The sequence below is a fragment of the Micromonospora sp. NPDC005291 genome (assembly GCF_040607415.1).
In the GTDB taxonomy this organism is placed as follows: Bacteria; Actinomycetota; Actinomycetes; order Mycobacteriales; family Micromonosporaceae; genus Micromonospora.
Map to the genome: position 1 here is coordinate 292,712 of NZ_JBEXGR010000001.1, position 20,299 is coordinate 313,010.

21 protein-coding genes are annotated in these 20,299 nt (G+C 71.8%); 8 read left to right on the forward strand and 13 right to left on the reverse strand.

The annotated features are described in order from the left end of the window. The 5 genes from ABZT18_RS01275 to ABZT18_RS01295 all read right to left on the reverse strand — a co-directional run bounded on the left by ABZT18_RS01275 (position 1) and on the right by ABZT18_RS01295 (position 6,879). On the reverse strand, positions 1-2,709 hold the full coding sequence (locus tag ABZT18_RS01275) for an FtsX-like permease family protein (RefSeq protein ID WP_354993364.1): 2,709 nt from the start codon (positions 2,707-2,709) through the stop codon (positions 1-3). Then, the gene (locus ABZT18_RS01280) at positions 2,706-5,891 is read right to left on the reverse strand and encodes an ABC transporter permease (protein ID WP_354993363.1); all 3,186 of its coding nucleotides are present in this window, start codon (positions 5,889-5,891) and stop codon (positions 2,706-2,708) included. The genes ABZT18_RS01275 and ABZT18_RS01280 overlap by 4 nt, the downstream gene beginning before the upstream one ends. A gap of 129 nt (positions 5,892-6,020) precedes the next feature. Beyond that, complete coding sequence (locus tag ABZT18_RS01285) at positions 6,021-6,185, reverse strand: hypothetical protein (RefSeq protein ID WP_354993362.1); 165 nt, start codon at positions 6,183-6,185, stop codon at positions 6,021-6,023. Further along, positions 6,182-6,400: a helix-turn-helix transcriptional regulator gene (locus ABZT18_RS01290; RefSeq protein ID WP_354993361.1), complete on the reverse strand. Its 219-nt coding sequence runs from the start codon at positions 6,398-6,400 to the stop codon at positions 6,182-6,184. The genes ABZT18_RS01285 and ABZT18_RS01290 overlap by 4 nt, the downstream gene beginning before the upstream one ends. Then, the gene (locus ABZT18_RS01295; RefSeq protein WP_354993360.1) at positions 6,400-6,879 is read right to left on the reverse strand and encodes a DUF2975 domain-containing protein; all 480 of its coding nucleotides are present in this window, start codon (positions 6,877-6,879) and stop codon (positions 6,400-6,402) included. The genes ABZT18_RS01290 and ABZT18_RS01295 overlap by 1 nt, the downstream gene beginning before the upstream one ends. Positions 6,880-7,059: 180 nt before the next feature. Here ABZT18_RS01295 and ABZT18_RS01300 point away from each other — a divergent pair, with 180 nt between their 5' ends. Beyond that, a complete protein-coding gene (locus ABZT18_RS01300; protein ID WP_354993359.1) occupies positions 7,060-7,629 on the forward strand; it encodes a sigma-70 family RNA polymerase sigma factor in 570 nt (189 codons plus the stop codon). An 18-nt stretch (positions 7,630-7,647) separates the two neighbouring features. Then, a complete protein-coding gene (locus ABZT18_RS01305; protein ID WP_354993358.1) occupies positions 7,648-8,613 on the forward strand; it encodes a CU044_5270 family protein in 966 nt (321 codons plus the stop codon). A 120-nt stretch (positions 8,614-8,733) separates the two neighbouring features. Here ABZT18_RS01305 and ABZT18_RS01310 read toward each other — a convergent pair whose 3' ends face one another. Continuing rightward, positions 8,734-9,201 (reverse strand): SAM-dependent methyltransferase, encoded by a 468-nt coding sequence (locus ABZT18_RS01310; RefSeq protein WP_354993357.1) that lies wholly within the window; start codon positions 9,199-9,201, stop codon positions 8,734-8,736. 57 nt (positions 9,202-9,258) lie between these two features. Next, positions 9,259-9,636, reverse strand: coding sequence for a DUF4267 domain-containing protein (locus ABZT18_RS01315; RefSeq protein WP_354993356.1), 378 nt, complete (start codon positions 9,634-9,636; stop codon positions 9,259-9,261). A gap of 103 nt (positions 9,637-9,739) precedes the next feature. On the opposite strand from ABZT18_RS01315, the gene ABZT18_RS01320 reads away from it, so the two are divergent. Beyond that, positions 9,740-10,315: a TetR/AcrR family transcriptional regulator gene (locus ABZT18_RS01320; protein ID WP_354993355.1), complete on the forward strand. Its 576-nt coding sequence runs from the start codon at positions 9,740-9,742 to the stop codon at positions 10,313-10,315. 65 nt (positions 10,316-10,380) lie between these two features. On the opposite strand, the gene ABZT18_RS01325 is transcribed toward ABZT18_RS01320, so the two are convergent. Then, positions 10,381-11,631 carry a DUF222 domain-containing protein gene (locus ABZT18_RS01325; RefSeq protein ID WP_354993354.1) on the reverse strand — a complete coding sequence of 417 codons (1,251 nt, stop codon included), beginning with the start codon at positions 11,629-11,631 and terminating at the stop codon, positions 10,381-10,383. A 72-nt stretch (positions 11,632-11,703) separates the two neighbouring features. Beyond that, a complete protein-coding gene (gene ligD, locus ABZT18_RS01330; protein WP_354993353.1) occupies positions 11,704-12,741 on the reverse strand; it encodes a non-homologous end-joining DNA ligase in 1,038 nt (345 codons plus the stop codon). A gap of 47 nt (positions 12,742-12,788) precedes the next feature. Here ligD and msrB point away from each other — a divergent pair, with 47 nt between their 5' ends. Continuing rightward, complete coding sequence (gene msrB / locus ABZT18_RS01335; protein WP_354993352.1) at positions 12,789-13,193, forward strand: peptide-methionine (R)-S-oxide reductase MsrB; 405 nt, start codon at positions 12,789-12,791, stop codon at positions 13,191-13,193. A gap of 50 nt (positions 13,194-13,243) precedes the next feature. On the opposite strand, the gene ABZT18_RS01340 is transcribed toward msrB, so the two are convergent. Together ABZT18_RS01340 and ABZT18_RS01345 are read right to left on the reverse strand one after the other, a co-directional pair. Then, the gene (locus ABZT18_RS01340) at positions 13,244-13,837 is read right to left on the reverse strand and encodes a DUF305 domain-containing protein (protein WP_354993351.1); all 594 of its coding nucleotides are present in this window, start codon (positions 13,835-13,837) and stop codon (positions 13,244-13,246) included. A gap of 67 nt (positions 13,838-13,904) precedes the next feature. Beyond that, entirely contained in the window at positions 13,905-14,654 is a 750-nt protein-coding gene (locus ABZT18_RS01345) for a lytic polysaccharide monooxygenase (protein WP_354993350.1), read from the reverse strand. A 289-nt stretch (positions 14,655-14,943) separates the two neighbouring features. On the opposite strand from ABZT18_RS01345, the gene ABZT18_RS01350 reads away from it, so the two are divergent. From ABZT18_RS01350 to ABZT18_RS01365, 4 genes are all read left to right on the forward strand, one after another. Beyond that, positions 14,944-15,204 (forward strand): Prokaryotic metallothionein, encoded by a 261-nt coding sequence (locus tag ABZT18_RS01350; protein ID WP_354993349.1) that lies wholly within the window; start codon positions 14,944-14,946, stop codon positions 15,202-15,204. Positions 15,205-15,415: 211 nt separating this feature from the next. Then, a complete protein-coding gene (locus ABZT18_RS01355; RefSeq protein WP_354993348.1) occupies positions 15,416-16,360 on the forward strand; it encodes a DMT family transporter in 945 nt (314 codons plus the stop codon). 37 nt (positions 16,361-16,397) lie between these two features. Beyond that, entirely contained in the window at positions 16,398-16,853 is a 456-nt protein-coding gene (locus tag ABZT18_RS01360) for a GNAT family N-acetyltransferase (RefSeq protein ID WP_354993347.1), read from the forward strand. Between the two features lie 118 nt (positions 16,854-16,971). Continuing rightward, positions 16,972-18,081 carry a lytic polysaccharide monooxygenase gene (locus tag ABZT18_RS01365; protein ID WP_354993346.1) on the forward strand — a complete coding sequence of 370 codons (1,110 nt, stop codon included), beginning with the start codon at positions 16,972-16,974 and terminating at the stop codon, positions 18,079-18,081. Between the two features lie 107 nt (positions 18,082-18,188). Here ABZT18_RS01365 and hemQ read toward each other — a convergent pair whose 3' ends face one another. Further along, positions 18,189-18,890: a hydrogen peroxide-dependent heme synthase gene (gene hemQ / locus ABZT18_RS01370; RefSeq protein ID WP_354993345.1), complete on the reverse strand. Its 702-nt coding sequence runs from the start codon at positions 18,888-18,890 to the stop codon at positions 18,189-18,191. Then, positions 18,887-20,296, reverse strand: a complete 1,410-nt coding sequence (hemG, locus tag ABZT18_RS01375) for a protoporphyrinogen oxidase (protein WP_354993344.1) — start codon at positions 20,294-20,296, stop codon at positions 18,887-18,889. The genes hemQ and hemG overlap by 4 nt, the downstream gene beginning before the upstream one ends. Between the last annotated feature and the right edge of the window lie 3 nt (positions 20,297-20,299).

The following is a 20,299-nucleotide window of genomic DNA, read 5'->3' on the forward strand; positions in this document are numbered from 1 at the left end:
TCAGCTCTCCTCTCCGAGCCGGAGCACCTCACCGAGGCGCAACCGGCGGTTGTTCAGGGCCTCGACGGCGACCGCGAAGCCGAGGGCGACCGCCCCGAGCGCGAGCACCGCGGCGACCAGGCTTGGCTCGAAGGCCACCCGGACGGGCACACCACTGGTGAACGCGGACAGGCCGAGCACCGGGTTGAGCAGCAGGGGCAGCACCGCACCGACCAGCGCACCGGTCAGCACCGACACCGCGACCAGCGGGGTCAATTCGACCAGCAGCAGCCCTCGCCACTGCCGGCGGGACAGGCCGAGGGTGCGCAGCCGGGACAGCACCTGACCCCGGGCGCGCGCTCCGGCCAGCACGGTGAACGCGATGGCCAGCAGCCCGAGCACGGTGCCGCCGACGGCGCCGGCCACGAAACCGAAAGCCAGCACTCCGTTCGCCCCGCCGTTACCGAGATCCCGGCGGACGTCCGCCCGGGTGTCGACGATGACCCCCAGAGGCCGTTCCCGACCGGTCACCGTTCCCCCACGCTGATAGCGATCCTGACCCTGGTCGCCGGCCTGGCGTAGCGCCCCGGCGTCCAGCGAGTCCCCGGCGACCAACAGGCTGGTCGGCACGGGCGTCGTGTTTCGCGCCGGCAGCGCCTGCCAGGGCAGGATCACGAACCGGCTGGCGTTGGCTGGCAGCAGCGGGAAACTCTCCTCGGTGCCGGCCACCCGGAACTCGTACCGCTCACCCTGCACGGAGATGAAGGCGGAACGGTCCAGCCCGGCCTTGGCCAGGTCGGCGGCGACCTCCGGGGAGACGACCGCCGGCAGCGGCCCCGAGCCGGGCCGGGCGGTGCGCAGCGCGGCCGGAACCGTCAGGTCCACCTCGGATTCGCGGGCCACCGCGTCCAGGCCCGAGCCGTCGACCAGCAGCACGGCCGTCTGCGCGACCCGCGCGTCGGTGCCGATCTCGTCGGCGGCCAGCCGCTCATCAGACTGGTACAGCATCCGGGTGACGGCCCGAACCCCCGGCAGGCGGCCCAACTCGTCGATGGTGTCGGGTGCGAAGCGCTCCCCGCGGATCACCGCGTCGGCGGGCACGATCTGCTCGGCGGCTCGTGCCCGGCTCGCGTCGACGCCAGCGGCGACGACCGCGCAGAACGCCGCGGTGCCGATCGCCAGCACCACGACGACCAGCGGGGCGGCGACAGCCGACCGGCCGGCCCGCGCCGTGCCGAGGAAGGCGACGCTGCCCCGGGTCCGCGCGGCCAACCGGCTGACCAGCAACAACGGCCAGGGGTACGCCCGCAGCGCAAGCACCGCCGCAGCGACCGCGAGCAGCACCGGCACCGACACCAGCAGCGGGTCCACCTCGCCGAGGGTGAGGCCACGCCTGCGCAGCAGCACTGCGGCCAGCCCGGCCAGCAGCAGCAGGGAGACCTCGACGGTGAGCCGACGGGCCGACGGACGCACCCGGACCAGATCACTACGGGCCGCCCCGCCGATCGGTACGGCCAGCGTCGCCAGCGGCAGCGCCAGGGTGACGAGCACGGTCGCCGCGGCGGCGTACGCGGCGGTCGGGTCCGGGGTGCCGGGGAACAGGGTGCCCAGCCACCAGCCGAGCGCGGCCGCGACCGGCACCACCAGCAGCGACTCGGCGAGGCTGCGCCGGGCGCCGGCGGTGGCCCCACCACCGCGGGCGCGCAGCAGGACGAACTCCGAGCGACGCCGTCGGGTGGCGAGGCTGGCCGCGAGCACGATCAGCCCGGCCAGCGTGGCCAGTACGCCGGCCGCGATCACCGCGAGCAGGGTACGGGCGGCGTTCACCTGGGCGGCGAACGCGCGCAACAGGACATCGATGCCCTGGGTCAACGTGAGGTCCGACGGCTTGTTGCGCTGCATCTCCTGCAGGCCGTCGATCATCTGGTCCAGGTCGCGCGCGTCGATGGCGTCGACACCCAGCCGGTACCGCCATTCGGACCGTGTCGGCCAACCCGCCGCGGCCCGCTTGTTGAGGGTCGACTGGGCGACCACACCGACGACGATCAGCGGCTGGCCGTCCCCGAGCGGTTCGGTGATCCGCAGCAGCGGTGGCAGTCCGTCCCAGATGCCGTTCGCGCGATCGGCGGGCCGGAACAGCCCGGCCACCACCATCGGGGCAGGGTCGAGGAGATTGCCCTTGGCATCGGCGTTGCCGATACGCAGTTTGCTGCCGGTGCGCAGGTTGAGCTTGCCGGCCACGTCGACATCGAGCGCCACCTCGATCGGCCGATCGGGTACGAACGTCTCGCTCGGCCACGTCCCCTCGACGAGGGTGCTGGCTTCCTGGATGCCGGGCATGGTCCGTAGCCCCAGATCGACCAGCAGTTTCCGGGCCGTGAGATCCGGACCGGATACCCGGGCCGGCGTGACGTCCACGTTGTACCACTGCTCGGACACTGCCGAGCGCACCTGCGGCGGCATCGTCGTGGCCAAGGTGCCGAACCGTTCGCTGGCGCCGCCCATCGCCGTTTTTCCGGGGGGTGCGCTCACCTCGCCCGTGGTGTACGAGATGTCCCGGCGGGCGGCCGGCTCGCTGGTCAGCTGCGCCCGCAGCCCCTGTTCGGCAAGCCGGTTGACCAACCGGGGCACCCCACTGATCAGCAGCGTGACCACCAGGGTCAGCACCGCCAGGAGCAGGAACTGCCCGCCGTACGCCCGGACCCGCCGGACGGCCGCGCCGACGCTCATCGTTCTCCCCCGATTCGCAGCTGCACCGCCGCCACCCGCTGCCGGATGCCGGTGGCGATGAAAGCGCTGAAGGCGAGCGCCGCCAGCAGCAGACCGACCGCGGTCAGCCCGATCGGCACCCAGGGCAGCGCGAACGCCGCCGGGGGAATCGGCCGGCCGGCGGCCGGGGTGAGGATGACCAGTGGGGCCATGGTTGCGCTGACCGCGGCGCCGAGTAGTAGCCCGACCCCCACGCCGATGCCGGCGAGGAAGGTCTGTTCGGCCAGCAGCGCCCGGGCCAGCAGCCGGGGCGTGGCGCCGAGGGTGTGCAGCACCGCGAACTCGCCGAGCCGGTGCCGGGCGGTGGCCCACACGTCCACCATCAGGCCGACGAGGGCGAGCAGCACCGCGCCGAGCGCGGCGGCGAGCATTCCGGTACGCGACCCCTGCCAGTACGGGTCGTCAGCGGCCGACTCGATCACCGCTTCCCGGTTGAGCACGGTTACGCCCGGCAGTTCGCTGGCCGCCCGGGCTGCGGCCGTCGCGTCCGCGGCGCCCACCCACCACTCCGGTACGGGTCGCACCGCGCCGCTGTCCCTGATCAACGTGTCGACCGCCGTGGGCAGGTCCAGCAGGACACCTTCCCCGGTGGTGGCCGGCACGGCGGTCAGCTCACCGACCAGGTGGACCCGCAGCGTCGCCCCGGAGAGCGTCAGGTCGACGGTGTCACCGACGCGCAGGCTCAGCGCGTCGCGTACCCCGGGGGTCATCAGCACCGGTACGGGTTTACTCTCCCCGCCGGGCACGATGGAGAACCGGGTGGGCGGCTGGTAGGCGAACTGCCCGCCGGGAATCACCTCCACCGCGTGGACCGCGGCGAAGCCGGTGGCGGTGGGCCGCACTGGTGTGGGGTTCTCGCCGGGCACGGTCATCACCCAGTCACCGCTCAGCTCGGCGGGTCGGGTCGTGCCGTCGGCACCGACCACCGTCAACCCGTCCACCTGGAGCCGGTAGGCGTTGCCGGCCGCCAGCCCGCCGTCGGCTTCGAACCCGGCCAGCCGCAGCCGCGCCCCACCCACGTCGGGCAGTTGCACAGTGAACCGGGTCGCCCGGCCGTCACTGTCGGCGTTGGCTGCCGGCAGCCGCAGGGCGAGCCCGTCGGAGCTGGTGACCAGCAGCGTCACCGCGACCTGAACCGGCCGGCTCGCGTTGCTCACCGGGGTACGCACCGTGCCGGTGATCGCGCGCACGTCGGCGGGCAACTCGATGCCCGCAGGAGCCCCCCGCGCCCCGACCATCCGCTTGTACTGCTCCGCCGCTGAATTGTCGCTGAGGCGGTCGGCGAGTTGGACGACCCCGGGGGCGCTGGCCGGGTCGATGCCGATCACGGTCACCGGCAGGTCCGCCCGGCCGACCCTCACCTCGTCGCGCCAGGCCGGCAGTACCCGGTCCACGCTCGGCAGCGCGGCGAGTTGACCGACCCGGGTTGGCGGGGCGGACCCGGCCCGTTCGGTCACCCGCAGGTCGGCGCCGACCGTGTGACCGGCCTGCTCGACCTGGGACCGCTCCCCCGTGCTGATCAGGGACCAGGCCAGGGTGCTGCCACCGACGGCGAGGGCGAGCAGCAGCACAGGGCCGGCGTGTGGACGCCGACCGGCCTGCCACATGCCGAACATCGTGGCCGTCCAGGGACGTCGGTCGACGAACCGCTCGGCGAACCGGGTGAGCGGCGGGAGGACCCGCAGCGCCAGCACGGCACCGGCCAGCACGCCGAGCGTCGGGGCGGCGACCAGCAGAGGATCGAGGCCCAGTTGGCCGCCCGAGCCAGCCAGCGGGGAGGCGTACCGGCGTAGCTGCACCCAGGCGAGCAGGGCGAGCGCCACGAGCACCAGGTCGATGCTGGCACGCTGGACGCTCGCCGCGCGGTTCGGGCGGGACCGGGCGGCCATGTCGGCCACGTACGTGCCGGCGCTGCGCAGCGTCGGGAGAACCATGGCGACGAGGCAACCGGCTGCGGTGGCTGCGGCTGCCGCCCAGACCAGGGTGGTGTTGCCGCCCGCGGTGGGCAGGTCGCCCGACCCGCCGGGGCGGATGTACCGCAGTGCCACACCGGCGATCAGCGGACCGAGCACGGCGGCCGGGGCGACCACGAGGGTCGCTTCGCGGGCGGCCAGCCCGGCCAACTGGCGGCGGGCGGCACCGCGGGCACGCAACAGTGCGGTCTGCGGGCGGCGGTCCTCGTGCAGCAGTGCGGCGACGAGCACCAGCGCGTACCCACCGAGCACCAGGATGAGCAACAGCGGGGTGGCCAGCGAGGAACGACCCACCAGGTCGGCGCGGGCGATCCGGTCCAGCAGTTGCTCCATCTTGGTGACCGCCTGCCCGGAGCTGCCCAGTTGAGCGGCCTCGGGCACCGCCGAGGCGGCCTCGGCGAGGGCCTTCCGCACGGCGGGCAGGTCGGCGGTGTCGACGCCGCCGAGGTCCGGTTCGGCCAGCCAGGACGCCGACACCGAGCCCGGGAAGGTGGCCGCGAAGTCAGCCGGGTCGAGCGCGAACGGCCCGTACGAGGTGCCGGAACCGACGCTGCCCGCCCCCACTCCGGGTGCCAGCAGCCAGTACGCGTCCGTCGGGTCGCGGGGCCGCCAGGTGCCGGCGAGCATCAGTTCGCCGCGTCGTTCGGTGGCCCGGTCACGCACCGGGACGCGTTCGCCGACGCTCAGTCCGAGCGCGCCGGCGACCCGCTCCGGCAGGCTCACCTGGATCGGGTTCGCCCCGGGGCTGGGCCAGGCTCCGCTGGTCAGCTCCGCGTGGCCGGCGAGGTCGTCGAGCGTGGCCAGGCTCGCGAAGACCGGTTCGTCGTCCGGACGGGGCACCTGCCCAAGGTCACCGGTCAACTCCCGGCCGGTGCCGTAACGGGCGGCGGCGACACTGACCGGGACGCCGGCCAGCCCGGCGGCGAACCCGTCTCGGACCGCCTTGTCCCGGGTAGCGAACTCGGCCGCGTCACGGCCGCCTGAGCCATTGACCAGCAGGCCGCGCTCCTCGGCCGGCGAGGCGGCAACCAGCGAACGCTGCCCGGCGTCCACCGCCCGGCGGTTGTAGTCGGACAGGCCGGTGACCAACGCGACGGCGACGAGGGCGGCGATCACCGCGGCAACCAGCAACCCTCGCGCCTCGCGGGCACGCCTCCACACCAGCTTCATCCGACGCCTCCCCTGGCCCTGGCGGGCCGACGACCATCAAGACACGCCATCCACCCGGAAAGGTTCGCGCCCGTTACATGATCGTTACTCTGAGGAGGTCAGCTCAGGCCGGCCCGCGCGCCTGGACGGCTAACTGCCGCCCCGAACGTTCCGGATGCCGAACGCAACCGCGCCGATCACCAGCGCGACGCCCAGGAGTTGGAGGCCCGGCGAGTCGTCGGCCTCCCCGTGCGCGATGCCGGCGACGCCGATCGCGGTCGCGAGAATGGCCAGGACGGTCAGGACGTACCTCATGAGGTTTCCTCCTCCTCAACCCACTCGAGCAGGTCCCCGGGCTGGCAGTCGAGCACCCGGCACATCGCTTCCAGCGTGCTGAAGCGGACGGCCTTGGCACGGCCGTTCTTCAGCACCGCCACGTTGGCTGGCGTGAGCCCGACACGCTCGGCGAACTCACCGACGCTCATCTTGCGCTTGGCCAACTCGACGTCGATGCGGACGACGATGGGCATCAGATCACCGCTTCCATGTCGGTCCGCAGCGTGGTTGCCTGCCTCAGCAGCGCACGCATCACCACCATGAGGAGCCCCAGCACGGTGACGCCCACCGTCAGCAGGAACAGCAGGAGTGGCACTCCTGGGTCATCCGCGTTGAACCCGACCCAGAGAAAGACACCCACGAGCACCACCCACGCGGCGGCGATGGCCCACACGATCGCGTCCACCCACTTCAGGGACGCCTCGGTGAAGATGCGGTCGTCCTTGACCAGGCTGAGCAACTTCCACGTCGAGACGATGACGACCTGGACGCACAGCACCCAGAACACCGTCACGACGGTCGCCGGCCATCGCAGGTAGGCGTCCTGCGGCGACTCCTGCGCCATGTACGCGAACTGCCCCGGCAGCGAGAGGGTCTGGAACACGACCAGGACCCCGAACAACACCACGAGAAAGACCCGGAGAGCGGCTACCGCTCGATGCTCTACAACCATGCATCGAGTTTCACTCGTTACCTATCGAAAGTCAATCGGTTCGCGTGCTCGCCGCTCCGGCGAGGATGTCGGCCGGCACCTCAACCACTGATCCACCTGTTTCTCGTGCCGGATGGTTCGGTAACACCCGCGCTCCGCCTGACGAAGAGAGGGTGTAGCGGCTACGAGAGAGGACGGCCTGTGAATGAACCTGGCCAAGCGGAGGGTGACATCTCTGGCATCGGCGTCGATCCGGTGGCCTTCGAGGCCTTCTACCGGCAGCACCTGGAGGCGGTGGGCCGGTTCGTGGCGCGGCGGGTCGACGATCCACACCTCGCGGCCGACCTGACCGCGGACGTGTTCCTGGCGGTGGTCGAATCGGCGGCCGGTTACCGGCCCGACCGGGGTAGCCAGATCGGCTGGCTGTTCGGGGTGGCCCGCAACGTCATCGGCGACGAGCGGCGTCGAGCGGCCCAACGGCTGCGGGTGACCGGACGACTGGCCGGACGACGGGATCTGAGCACCGACGACATCGGCCGCATCGAGGAGCGGATCGACGCCGAGTCGGCGGCCCGCCGCACCTATCGAGCGTTGAGCGAGCTACCCGAGGGCACCCGGACGCTGGTCGAACTCGTCGCCGTGGACGGCCTCACCGTCGCGGAGGCGGCGACCGTGCTCGGGGTGTCCCCGGTCGCCGCTCGGGTCCGCCTGCATCGTGCCCGTCGCGTCGTCCGCGCCGTGCTCGCCCACCCGACCGCCACCCTCGCCTGATGAGACGGAGATGACGCCATGAACAAGATTGAACAGTCGCCGCAGGGTTTCGAGGAGCAGCTCCTCACGGATCTGACCGCACACGTTGCCCGACGGGCCGAGATGGTTCCGGCGGCCCGTCCGGTCGGACGCCGTACCCGGTACGTGCGCGGTTGGCGCCTCGCCGGAGCGTTCGGGCTGGCAGTCGCACTGACCGTCGGTGGCCTGGCGGTCCAGACGATGAGAGTGGGCGACCAGCCGCCGCCCGCGGCCAGCGCGTCGGAGGTCCTTCGGATGGCGGCCGATGCCGCCCGGCAGCAGCCCGAGCTCACCGCCCGACCCGATCAGTACGTCTTCACGGAACTCCTGGCGACGATGCGGGAGAGACCGGACAGCGGCCCGTACAGGACGGTGCGGACGCAGATTTGGCAGTCGGCCGGGGGCGTCGCGCACACGCAGGCACGTTACCGACCGGAGGCCGATCCGAACGGGTGGAGCGAGCTGAAGGTGCTTCGCCCGGATGATCCCGCCGATCCCGACAAGGAACTCGACGTGTTCCCGTCGCCCGCGTACCACGGCGATCTGCCCACCGACCCGGACGAACTGCTTCGATACCTTCGGGAACACCCGGTCGACCTGCACCTCCCGGAGGCTGCCGATGAGCAGGCCGTGTACGGGGGCGAGAGCATGCCGTACACCACCGCGCGGTCGATGCTCGACGGTTACGTGCCGCCCCGAGCGCTGGCGGCGCTGTTCGAACTGCTGGCACGGGAGCCCGGAGCGGTTGTCATATCGAGCGACGTGGTGGACGCCGCCGGCCGGCATGGGGTGGCGATTCGGATGCCCGGTGTGATCGGTGGCAGCCACGACTTCCTCTTCGACCGAGACACCCACGTCTACCTTGGCACCCGTGGATCGGTGGTGCGCAACGGCAAGGAGTCGCTGCATGCGGCTGCCGCGCTGCTCCACGTCGCAATCGTCGACCGGCCGGGCCAGCTGCCCTGACCGGTGATGGGCGTGCCCCAGCCGGATCGGATCCCGCCGGCTGGGTCGCTCAGCTCGCGACCCGGACGCCAGGGCCGATTGGCTACGTTCGTCGGTGGTAGTGGTGGTTGTGGACCTCGCTTACGGCTGGAAGTACTCCGACATCAGGCGGCTGACCCATTCCGGCTGCTGGACGTTCACCGGCAGGAACTCCGTCATCGTCGGCTTCAGGTCGATGACCGGGGTCCCCGAGACCGCGTCGAGGCCCACCACCGTCAGTTCGCGGCCGTGGACGGATTCGATGGCGCAGCAGGTCACTCCGATGCGGTTCGGCCTGCGGGGGCCGCGGCCAGCGAATATGCCGACCGGCGGGAGGTCGGGGCGTCCACGGTAGGGGCGGGGTTCGCGGTAGTCGCCGTGGTCCGGGAACTGATCGAAGATGAAGAGGACTTCGACGTGGGAGAAGCCCTCCAGGCCCTGGAGGCACGCATCGCCGAAGCGCTCATCGATGGTGATCGTGCTGCGGACGGCACCCCAGTGGTCGGTGTGCTGGACATCCGTTCTGTCGTTTCGGACCGTACCGATCGGGTTGATCTCGAAGCTGGGCATGGAGAGGCTGGTCCCTTCAGCGAACGCGACTTTTGGCCGGGGCGGCGTGACAAGTGGTCACGCGACGAGCAGGAGCACGCCGATCGCCACCATCACCAGGGCGGTGGCTCCGTGGATGCCGTAGATGGCCACCTTCGGACCGTTGCTGCGCAACACGATCAGTGCGTCGCCGACGGGTATGCCGGCGGCGGCCAGCATGAAACAGCCCAGCAGGTGGGGTGTCGCTCCAACCAGCAGGATGAAGAGGAAGATCCCCGAGGCGATGTCGCGCACGGCCTTGACGGACAGCCAGGCCTGGAAGGTGCGGTCCCCGGTCGGCGTGTCGGGGATGCCGAAGCCGGCTGCGGCCTGCGGCGCCCAGAAGGCGCGCACGCCCATGAAGATGATGCCCGCGCCGATCAGTCCGGCGAGCACGTTGGCGACGTTGGTGAGCATGGTTGGCTTCCCCTGAGTGACACCGATGCATCTAGCGGCGCTAGATGCTGTAGCGACGATAGTTTGCCGCCGACAGGATGTCTAGCGTTGCTAGGATGTGGTCATGTCCGCCATCAGCGAGCGCCGCGAGCGTGAGCGTGCTCACCGTCATCAGCTGATCATCTCGGCCGCGCGTGAGCTCGCGGAGGCCGAAGGCTGGGAGGCAGTCACGACACGACGGCTGGCTGAACGCGTGGAGTACAGCCAGCCGGTGCTGTACAGCCACTTCAACGGCAAGGACGCCATCGTCAGCGCCGTCGCCCTGGACGGATTCAGCCAACTCGCCGCCTACCTGAGCCAGGCACGGCAGGCGGCACCTGAGCCCGAACACGCCTTGCGCGCCGTCAGCCGCGCCTACCTGGAGTTCGCGACCGAGCGACCTGCCCTGTACCAGGCCATGTTCATCCTGCCCACCGACCTGAAGTTTGCGAGCGCCGAGACACCGGTCCCGCTGCGGGCTTCGTTCGACGAGTTCGTCAACTGCTTCCACCCGGACAGTGAGCGACGTGAACTGTTCGCCGAAGTCATCTGGGCCGCCCTGCACGGCATCGCCGTCCTGTCGCAGAGCGGCCGCATCCCCGCTGGCGGACAGGAGGAACGAGTCGACTTCCTCATCACCCAGATCGCCGGTGCCCGATAGGACCGACCACGCCCCACGCACGTCTTCGGATCGGCTTGCGACAAGGCCCCAGGGGTGCCGATTGGCTACGTTCGTCGGTGATAGTGGTTGCGGCGCGGGAGCTGGTCGGGGTCGAGCCAGGCCGGCGGTACGAACTCCGGATGACCGTCGCCGGCGAGCCGGACGACCCAGTCGGCCTGGTGGACGTGTCGGTGGTGATGGCCGCAGAGCAGGACGGCGTTGTCGAGGCTGGTCGGGCCGCCATCGGCCCAGTGGCGGATGTGGTGAGCGGCGCACCAGCGGGGTGGCCGGTCGCAGCCCGGGAAGGCACAGCCGCCGTCCCGCAGCACCAGGGCCCGCCGCAGCGGGCCGGTGACGAGGCGGCGCTGCCGTCCCACGTCGAGGACCTGACCGGTGCCGCCGAGCACGGCGGGCAGGATGGTGGCGTCACAGGCGAGCCGGCGCACCGCCTCGGGAGTGAGTTGCGGGCCGATGTCGAGGGCGCCGGCGCCCAAGAGCTGGGTCAGCCCGTCGTAGCTGGTCGTGACGACGATTTGGGCAGGGTCGCCGCCGTTCTCGGGCAGCTCACCGGTGCGCAGGGCGAGCCGGCACACATCGGCGAGGGCGTCGTGGCGGCGCTCCCCGGCGGAACGGGTGTCGTCAGGCCCGGAGGGAGCGCCGAGCGGGTCGATAACGGCACGTAGCAGCGCGGCGGCCTCCGCGTCGAGGGTGCCGCTGAGCCGCAAACGACCACCGGTCTGCTCGGAGATGGTGACGTGCCGATCGCGGGTCGCCCGGGCGGCCTCTGCCTCTAGGGCCGCCGCAGCGGCGGCGTCGGCAAGGTCGGGGGCGACGTGGTCGAGGATTTGAGTGCCCATCCTGCGCAACAGGGAGGGGTCGAACTGCTCGGCCCACTCGACCAGCAAACCCGCGGCCTTGTCGGCCACCTCGGCGCCCGTCGAGGCCGACACCGTGGCGGCCGTCTCGGCGATGACCCGGGCCTGCTCCACGGTGACCGCGCCGCGCGCCAGGGCGTCCCGCACGACGGGCGGGGCCGCGTCGACCGAAGCGGCGAGGCCGACCAGCCGACGGGCGGCGGAGACGTCGAGTCGCAGGCGGTCGCGCAGCCACACCGCCGTCGAGGACGCGCCCTGCGCGACCGCGGTGCCCCGACCGTCCAACTCGCGGACTGCCGCCAACTGCACGGCCGCCAGGCGCTGTTGCAGCCGGTGCGTGGCGTCGATCGCGGCGATCAGGTCGTGCTCGGAGAGTGCCCAGGCGGCAGCATCGGTGCAGGCCGCTACCGCACTCTCCGCCCGCGCCAACTCATCGATCACAGGCAAATTTTAGAACAGACGTACGCCAGCCCTTGGCCGTCGAGACGTCGACGGAAACACCGGCCGAGCGGATCAGGCGCTCTCGTCGGCGGGGGTGCGTTTGGCGCGGCTGGGCTGGACCCGCTTGGGCTCGCCGGGCATCTTCGGGTGGTCCGGCGGGTACGGCAGGTCGCCCTGACCGGCGGCGGCGTCCCGTTCGGCCCACTTCAGGAGCGGAGTGATGTCCCACGGGGCGTCATCGATGCCGGCGTGCGGGTCGCCGCGCTCGGCCAACCGGGCCGGAACGGTCCGCAGGTCGAAGTCGTCCGGGTCGACGTCGGGCAGCTCGTCCCAGGTGACCGGGGTCGAGACGGTGGCACGCGCGTTGGCCCGCAGCGAGTACGCGCAGGCGATCGTCCGGTCCCGAGCCATCTGGTTGAAGTCGACGAAGACCCGGCTGCCGCGCTCCTCCTTCCACCACGCTGTGGTGATCAGGTCGGGATGGCGACGCTCCACCTCCCGAGCGAGCGCGATGGTGGCCCGGCGCACCTCGGTGAACGTCCAACGCGGCTGGATGCGCAGGTAGACGTGCACGCCCCGGCCGCCGGAGGTCTTCGGCCAACCGGTCACACCCAGCTCGTCGAGGAGCGCGCGGAGTTCCCCGGCGGCCCGCGCCGCGTCGGCGAAGTCGGTGCCCGGCTGTGGGTCCAGGTCGATGCGCAGTTCGTCGGGTCGGTCGACGTCGGCGGCACGCACGGGCCACGGGTGGAACACGATCGTGCCCATCTGCGCCGCCCACGCCACGTGCGCCAGATCGACCGGGCAGAGCTCCGCCGCGCTCCGGCCGCTCGGGAAGGTGATCTCCGCGGTCGTCACCCAGGGCGGTACGCCCCGAGTGGGCACCCGCTTCTGGAAGAACGCCTCACCCTCGACGCCCTCGGGGAAGCGTTGCAGTGTGGTGGGCCGGTCCCGCAGGGCGCGCGTGATCCCGTCGCCGACCGCGAGGTAGTAGTGGAAGACGTCCGCCTTGGTGAAGCCCCGCTGCGGGAAGATCACGCGGTCCGGACTGCTCAGCCGTACGCTGCGCCCGGCCACCTCGACCTCGGTGACCGCTGCCTTGGTGCCAGCCATCTCGCGACCATATGCCACGACCCCGACGTTCGACGTACCGTTGACGGGTGAGTCTTGACGACAACGAACTGCCCCGCACCGACGACGAGTGGCGGGTCCGACTGACCCCCGAGGAGTTCCACGTCCTACGGGAGGCCGGCACCGAACGCCCGTGGACCGGCGAGTACGTGGACACGAAGACCCAGGGGGTCTACAACTGCCGCGCCTGCGGGCTGGAACTCTTCTCCAGCGACACGAAGTTCGACTCGCACTGCGGCTGGCCGAGCTTCGACGACGCCATCCCGGGCCGGGTCAAGGAAATCGAGGACAGCACCCTCGGCATGGCCCGTACGGAGATCCGCTGCGCCCGCTGCGACAGTCACCTCGGGCACGTCTTCCACGGCGAGGGCTTCACGCCGAAGGACACCCGGCACTGCGTCAACTCGGTCTCCATCCGGTTGGAACCCCGCTGACCTGAGCGGTCTCCGTCCCGCCGGCACCCATGGCAGTGGCGTACCCCGGATCAGCCTGGCTTGGTGAGCAGCTCGACCTCGGCGGTCCTGGACTGCTCGATCCGCCGGGCCAGGTCGCGGACCCGCTCGTTTCGGCCGACGCCGACCTGGGCTCGTGCCAGGTCGGCCGCCGCCCGCTGGTGGTCGGCGAGCACCTGGCGCAGCACTCGATCGACGTCCGCGTCCGGCGCGGTCCGCAGCCGATCGAGCGCGGCGTCGTCGCCGTGCCCTTCGTGATGATGTACGCCCACGCTGGCGCCCGGCCCGGCCGTGGGCAACCAGCCGCGCATCGCCGACAGCTCGTCGGCCTCGGTCGCCTCGATGGCGGCGGCCAGGGTACGCAGCGCGTCGTCGCGCACCCGGTCCCGAGCCAGCCGGACGATCTGCAGGGTGCGTTCGCTGTGCCCCACCATGGTGCTCAGGAACACGACGTCGATGCCGCTCATCGCGTCGCCCTCGGCCGTGGACCCGTCGGTCGTGGACCCGGCCACCGTGGACCCGGCCACGGGAGCCGGTTGTGGCACGGCTGAGGGGGCCGACCCAGCGCAGGCGCTGGTGAGCAGCAGAGCGGCGAGCAGGTACGCCAGATGGCTACGGCGGGGCATGCCGGGTGCTCCGTTCACGCGAGGGCGGCGACACGGGTGCGACCCGGGGAGGGCCGCACCCGTGCGGTCAGACCTGAAGCCAGAGCGCCGGTACGTTCGGCGGCTCCCACCCGGGGATCGCCGTGTGCGCCTGCCGGCAGCGGTACGTCTGCCCGCCGTAGGTGACCTGCTCGCCGACCTGGTATGCCCGGCCGGCCGTCCAACTACCACCCGGGGCGGGCGGAGTCGTCGGCGTGGTGGTCGGGGTAGGCCGTGGCGTGGGTGAGGCGGTCGGTGTCGGGGTGGGCGTGGGTGCCGGCCCGCCTCCGCCGCCGATCTGCACGTCGATGCAGGAGTAGAAGGCGTTCGCCGTGTCGGAGATGTTCCACACCGCGAGGATCTTCTGCCGGCCGGAGAAGCCGCCGAGGTTGACGTTGTGCGAGACCGTGGCGCCCGGCTGCTGGTTGTTGCCGTTGACCACGCCGACCCGGGTGTTGCCGATCCAGTACTCCCAGTTGCTGGTGGCGTGGCGGGCGGTGTTCACCCAGGTGAAGGTGAGCGAGCTGCCGACCGAGGTGGCCGGCCAGCCCCGGCTGTCGTCGTTGAGGACGGCGAACTGGGCGATTCCGGCGTTGCAGCTGCGCAGGCCCTTGGGCCCCTCGACGCTCTGCGGCTCGTACTTGATCTGCCCGCAGTCGGGCACCCGGCCCTGCGCGCAGAGCGCCTGGCGGCTGGGCGGGGCGGAGACGTAGCCGTGCGCCTGGGCCGGCGCGGCGACAGTGAGGGTGGCGGCGACGGCGCCCGCCGCCACCAGCGGGACGGTGATTCTTCGACGCATGGGGGCAGCTCCTTCTCCAGGTCCGGTGGTGCCCCTCAAGGTAATTTAAACTTTGTTAACAGTAAAGACCCCTATCAATAAATCCATCGATGGTGACGAGTTTTTTGTCCGGGCCGGAGCAGGCCGCCCCAGTCGTCGACCTGTTGGCGGGTTCGGCGGGTTCGGCGGCCTAACCGGCAACACGCCGAGCCGACACGCCGCCGAATCCCTGAACAGCGACATTTCGCCCCCCTGGCCACCCGAAGTCAGAGGAGTCTGTAGGCACGTGTCCTGATACGGGGGGTTCTCGGTGGCAAACTGCGAGGTCTGCGGCAACGACTACTGGATGGCGTTCGAGGTGCACACCGTCAGCGGTGACGTGCACACCTTCGACTCGTTCGAATGCGCGATCCACCGGATGGCACCGATCTGCGAGCACTGCCAGATCAAGATCGTCGGGCATGGCGTCGAGGTCAACGGCCGATTCTTCTGCTGCGGACACTGCGCCCGTGCCGTCGAGGGCGCCGAGGGCGCCGAGATCCGCGACGCCGTCGGCGCACGCCCGGCCTGACCGCACACCCGGCCTGACCGTCCCCGGCCTGACCGCGATTCTGCGGTACGGTCCTCCCATGCGGCCATTCCACGGCGTCCTGCCCCCGCCGCGCTCCTGAGCGGAGCGCCGCGCCTTTCGCCGAGCGGGTGACAGACCCGGCTCGGCCACCTTGCCGTACGCGCTCCGTCGACGTCGTCCCCGTCAACGGCTCACCCTTCGGAGCGCATCCGTGTCCATCTCCCGTACCGCGCGACCGGCTGCCCCGGCGCCGGCCGTCACGCAGGCCCGCACCGGCCTGATCCAGATCACCGTCACCGGCGTGCTGTGGGGCACCACCGGTGTGGCGGTGCAACTCCTGCACGAGAGCACCGGGCTCAGCCCGGTGAGCATCGGCTTCCACCGCCTCGCGATCGCCGCGCTCGTGCTGCTGGCGTGCACCGCCGGTCGGCTCGGGACGATCCTGGCCGCCCTGCGCGCGGCGCCCGTACCGCTGCTGCTCACCGGCGTCGGCCTCGGCCTCTACCAGGCGCTCTACTTCGTCGCCGTGGCGTGGGCCGGCGTCAGCGTGGCCACCATCGTGAGCCTGGGTCTGGCCCCGGTGCTCGCCGCGGCCTGGGAGTCGGCGCGCGCCCGACGCATCCCCGGCCCGCTGCGCCTCGGCACGCTGGTCGCGGCCGTGGCCGGTCTCGTCCTGATCACCACCGCCACGGCAGATCCCGGCGCGGCGGCGCCCGCCCCACTGCTCGGCCTGCTCGCGGCGGCCGGCTCCGGCCTCGGGTACGCGGTGACCACCCTGATCAGCCGGCAGGTGTCGCAGCGTGCCGCGCCGATGACGCTGACCACCATCTCCACCACCGTCGGCGCTCTGACGCTCGCGCCGTTCGCCCTGGTCGCCGGGGTCGGCGTGCCGGTACGCCTCGACACCGTGGCACTGCTGCTGCACCTCGGCGTGATCACCACCGCAGTGGCGTACGCGTTGTTCTACGCCGGGCTGCGCACCACCCCGGGCAGCGTCGCCGCCGTGCTGACCCTGCTCGAACCGCTCACCGCCGCGGCGCTGGCGGTGGCACTGCTGCACGAGCCGCTCCCGCTGCCGGTCATCGTCGGCGGCGTACTGCTGCTCACCGCCGTGGCCGCCACCTACCTGGCGCCCGCCCCGCCGGACACACCGTGAACGGGCCCGGCCGGGCGACACGGCCTACCATCGGCGGGTGCCCCAGCAGACCACCGAGATCCGGACGGCCTCGTTCGCCGACCTGGACGCCCGCACCTTCCACGACCTACTCAAGCTGCGCATCGACGTGTTCGTGGTGGAGCAGCACTGCCCGTACCCGGAACTCGACGGGCGGGACGTGGAGCCGGACACCCGACATCTCTGGCTGACCGACGGCGACGCGCCGCTGGCGTACCTGCGGATCCTGGCCGACCCGGACGGCACCGCCCGGATCGGTCGGGTGGTCGTGGCACCAGCGGCGCGCGGCGGCGGGCACGCCGGCCGGCTGATGACCGCGGCGCTGGAGGTGGTGGGCAACGGGCCCAGCGTGCTGGAGGCCCAGTCGCATCTGGTCGCCTTCTACGCACGGCACGGCTTCGCGGTCAGCGGCCCGGATTATGTCGAGGACGGCATCCCACACACGCCGATGCGGCGTGAAGCCATTGACGCCTGACGATCAATCTGGCAGGGTGCCGGGTAGAGCCATCGCGGGAGCCAGCGAGTAGGCACGGGAGTGGGCAACTCCCGGCGGTCCGGGTGTCGTCGTCCGACCTCATCCCCCCGGGGGCTCCATGTCCACTCTCACCCGATCACGACGCGTGCTCTGGTTGCTTGCCATCGCGGCGGCCATCACGCTCCTACTGACGACCGCGCTGAGCACCATGCTGGTCCGGCCCGCCTCCGCGCACGGGTCGGTCGTCGACCCGGCCTCGCGCAACTACGGCTGCTGGCAACGCTGGGGCAGCGACTTCCAGAACCCTCGGATGGCCACCGAGGACCCGATGTGCTGGCAGGCCTGGCAGGCCGACCCGAACGCCATGTGGAACTGGAACGGCCTGTTCCGCGAGGGTGTGGCCGGCAACCACCAGGGTGCCATCCCCAACGGGCAACTGTGCAGCGGCGGGCGCACCCAGAGCGGTCGCTACAACGCGCTGGACACCGTCGGCGCGTGGAAGACCACCTCGATCTCGAACAACTTCCGGGTCCGCTTCTTCGACCAGGCCAGCCACGGCGCCGACTACATTCGGGTGTACGTGACCAAGCAGGGGTTCAACGCGGCCACCCAGCCCCTCGGTTGGAATGACCTGGAGTTGGCCGGCCAGATCGGCAACACCCCGGCATCGCAGTGGAACCCGGACACCGGCGGCGTCTCGATCCAGATCCCGGCCAGCGCGCCGGGACGCACCGGCCGGCACATCGTCTACACCATCTGGCAGGCCAGCCACCTGGACCAGTCGTACTACCTGTGCAGCGACGTCGACTTCGGTGGAACGGGCACCCCGCCACCCACCACTCCGCCGCCGACCACTCCACCGCCCACCACTCCGCCGCCCACGACTCCCCCGCCGACCACGCCCCCGCCGACCACGCCGCCGGCCGGGGCCTGCACGGCGACGTACCAGGTCACCGGCCAGTGGGCCGGCGGCTTCCAGGCTGAGGTGAAGGTGACCGCCGGCGGTTCACCCACCCGAGGCTGGTCGGTGAGCTGGAACTACGGCAACGGCCAACAGGTCGCCTCGTCGTGGAACGCCACCGTCAGCACCAACGGCACGCAGGTCACCGCGCGCAACGTCAACTACAACGGCACCCTCGCCGCCGGAGCGAGCACCACCTTCGGTCTGCTCGGCTCATGGAACGGCAGCAACCCGGCTCCGCTGGTCTCCTGCACCACGACCAGTTGATCCCCGGCCGGTGCCGCACCCGGGCGGGGGTGCGGCACCGGCCGGCGGGAAATCCAGTGGTACGCCCGCGCCGAGGGCTCGCGCAGGCACGGGGGCGTGGGCCCGGGTCAGACCAGGCAGTTGACGATCTCGGCTACCGAGCGGCGGCGGCCCGTGTAGAACGGGACCTCCTCGCGGACGTGGCGGCGGGCGGTGGACGCGCGCAGGTCACGCATCAGGTCGACGATCCGGTGCAGCTCGTCGGCCTCGAAGGCGAGCATCCACTCGTAGTCACCGAGCGCGAACGAGGCAACCGTGTTGGCCCGTACGTCCGGGTAGCCGCGGGCCATCTTCCCGTGCTCGGCCAGCATCTCGCGCCGCTCGGCGTCGGGCAGCAGGTACCACTCGTAGGAGCGGATGAACGGGTAGACGCAGATGTAGGGGCGGGCCTCCTCGCCGGCCAGGAACGCCGGGATGTGGCTCTTGTTGAACTCCGCCGGCCGGTGCAGCGCCATCTGCGACCAGACCGGGGTCATCGCCCGACCCAGGGTGGTGCGGCGGAACCGCAGGTACGCGTCCTGCAGGGCGTCGCTGGACGCGGAGTGCCACCAGATCATCACGTCCGCGTCGGCGCGCAGACCGGAGACGTCGTACACGCCCCGGATCACCACGTCCTTGCCGGCCAGCTCCTCGAAGAGGGACTCCACCTCACCGGTGACGTTGTCCCGCAGTGACGGCAGCGGTGCGCTGGCCCGGAACACCGACCACATGGTGTAGCGGACGCTGTCGTTCAGCTCCCGCAACCGGGCCGCGTTGGTCTGCTCGGTCATCTCGCCGATCCTCCCAGTGCTGTGATGATCTCGTCGGCCGCCGTCTCGCCGGAGCGGACGCAGACCGGAATGCCGACGCCGTCGTAGCCGGCGCCGGCAAGGACCAGGGTGGGGTGTTCTGCCCGCAGCGCCATCCGTGCGGCGGCGAGCCGGTCGGCGTGCCCCGGGGTGTACTGGGGCAGCGCCCCACCCCACCGCTGCACGTGCCCGTCGACCGGGGCGGGCAGCGGTTCGCCGAGCACCGTCGAGAGCTCTCGGTGCACGGTGGCCGCCAGGTCGGCGTCCGGGCGTTGAAGCTGCGCCTCCTCGCCGTACCGGCCCACCGAGGCGCGCACCAACGCCAACCCGTCCGGCCGGCGCAGGTGCCCCCACTTGGTGGTGAAGAAGGTGGCCGCCTTGATCAGCAGCCCTTCGGTGCTCGGCACCAGGAAGCCGGACAGCTCGGGCAGTCGCGGCTGCGGCACCACCAGGGTGACCAGCGCGACGCTCGCGTAGTCCAGCTCGCCGACACCCGCCGCAGTCGCCGGGGCCGGACCCGCGAGCAGCCGGGCCGCCGGTCGGGCCGGCACCGCCAGCACCACGGCGTCCACGTCGATCAGCTCCGGGGCCCGCGTCGGGCCGACGGTGAGCCGCCAACCTGTGTCGGTCGGGGTCAACTCGCGGACAGCGGCGTCCCGCCGTACCGTCGCGCCGCTGGCCGTCACCGCCGCCTCGACCAGGGTGCTGAGTCCACCGACCAGGGTGCCGAAGACCGGAGCGCCGGGCGCGCGCGGCGCGGCGGCCTGCGCGGCCCGGACCGCGCCGACCAGCGTGTGCTCCACCCGGGCCGTGCGGGCCAGCGCCGGCATCGTCGTTACCAGGGAGAGATCGTCGGCACGGCCCGCGTACACGCCGCCCAGCATCGGGTCGACCAGCCGTTCGACCACCTCGTCACCGAAGCGGGACCGGACCAGCGCGCCCACCGAGACGTCCGCGTCGGGCCCGACCAGCGGCCGGCCGTCGTCGGTGTCGGCGTCCGCGACCGGGCGGGCGACCGTGGTCACCCGGTCCAGATCCCCGGGTACGCCCACCAGGGTGCCGCCCGGGATGGGGCGCAGCCCGCCGTCGATGACCAGAGCGGCCTGCCCCACCGTGGGGTGCACGATCCGATCGGCCAGCCCGAGCCGGCGGACCAACGCCACCGCCGCGCTCTCGGCACCCGTCGGGTCGCGCAGCAGGAACGACTCGGCGCCGAACTCCACCGGCTGGCCGGCCAGCTCGCCGGTGCGCAGCTTGCCGCCCAGCGCGCCGGACTGCTCGTACACCGTGATCTCGGTGCCGGCCGGTGCGCGGTCGCGCAACCGGACCGCGGCGGCCAGCCCGGCGATCCCGCCGCCGACCACCGCCACCCGCCAGGGCTGCCGCATTGC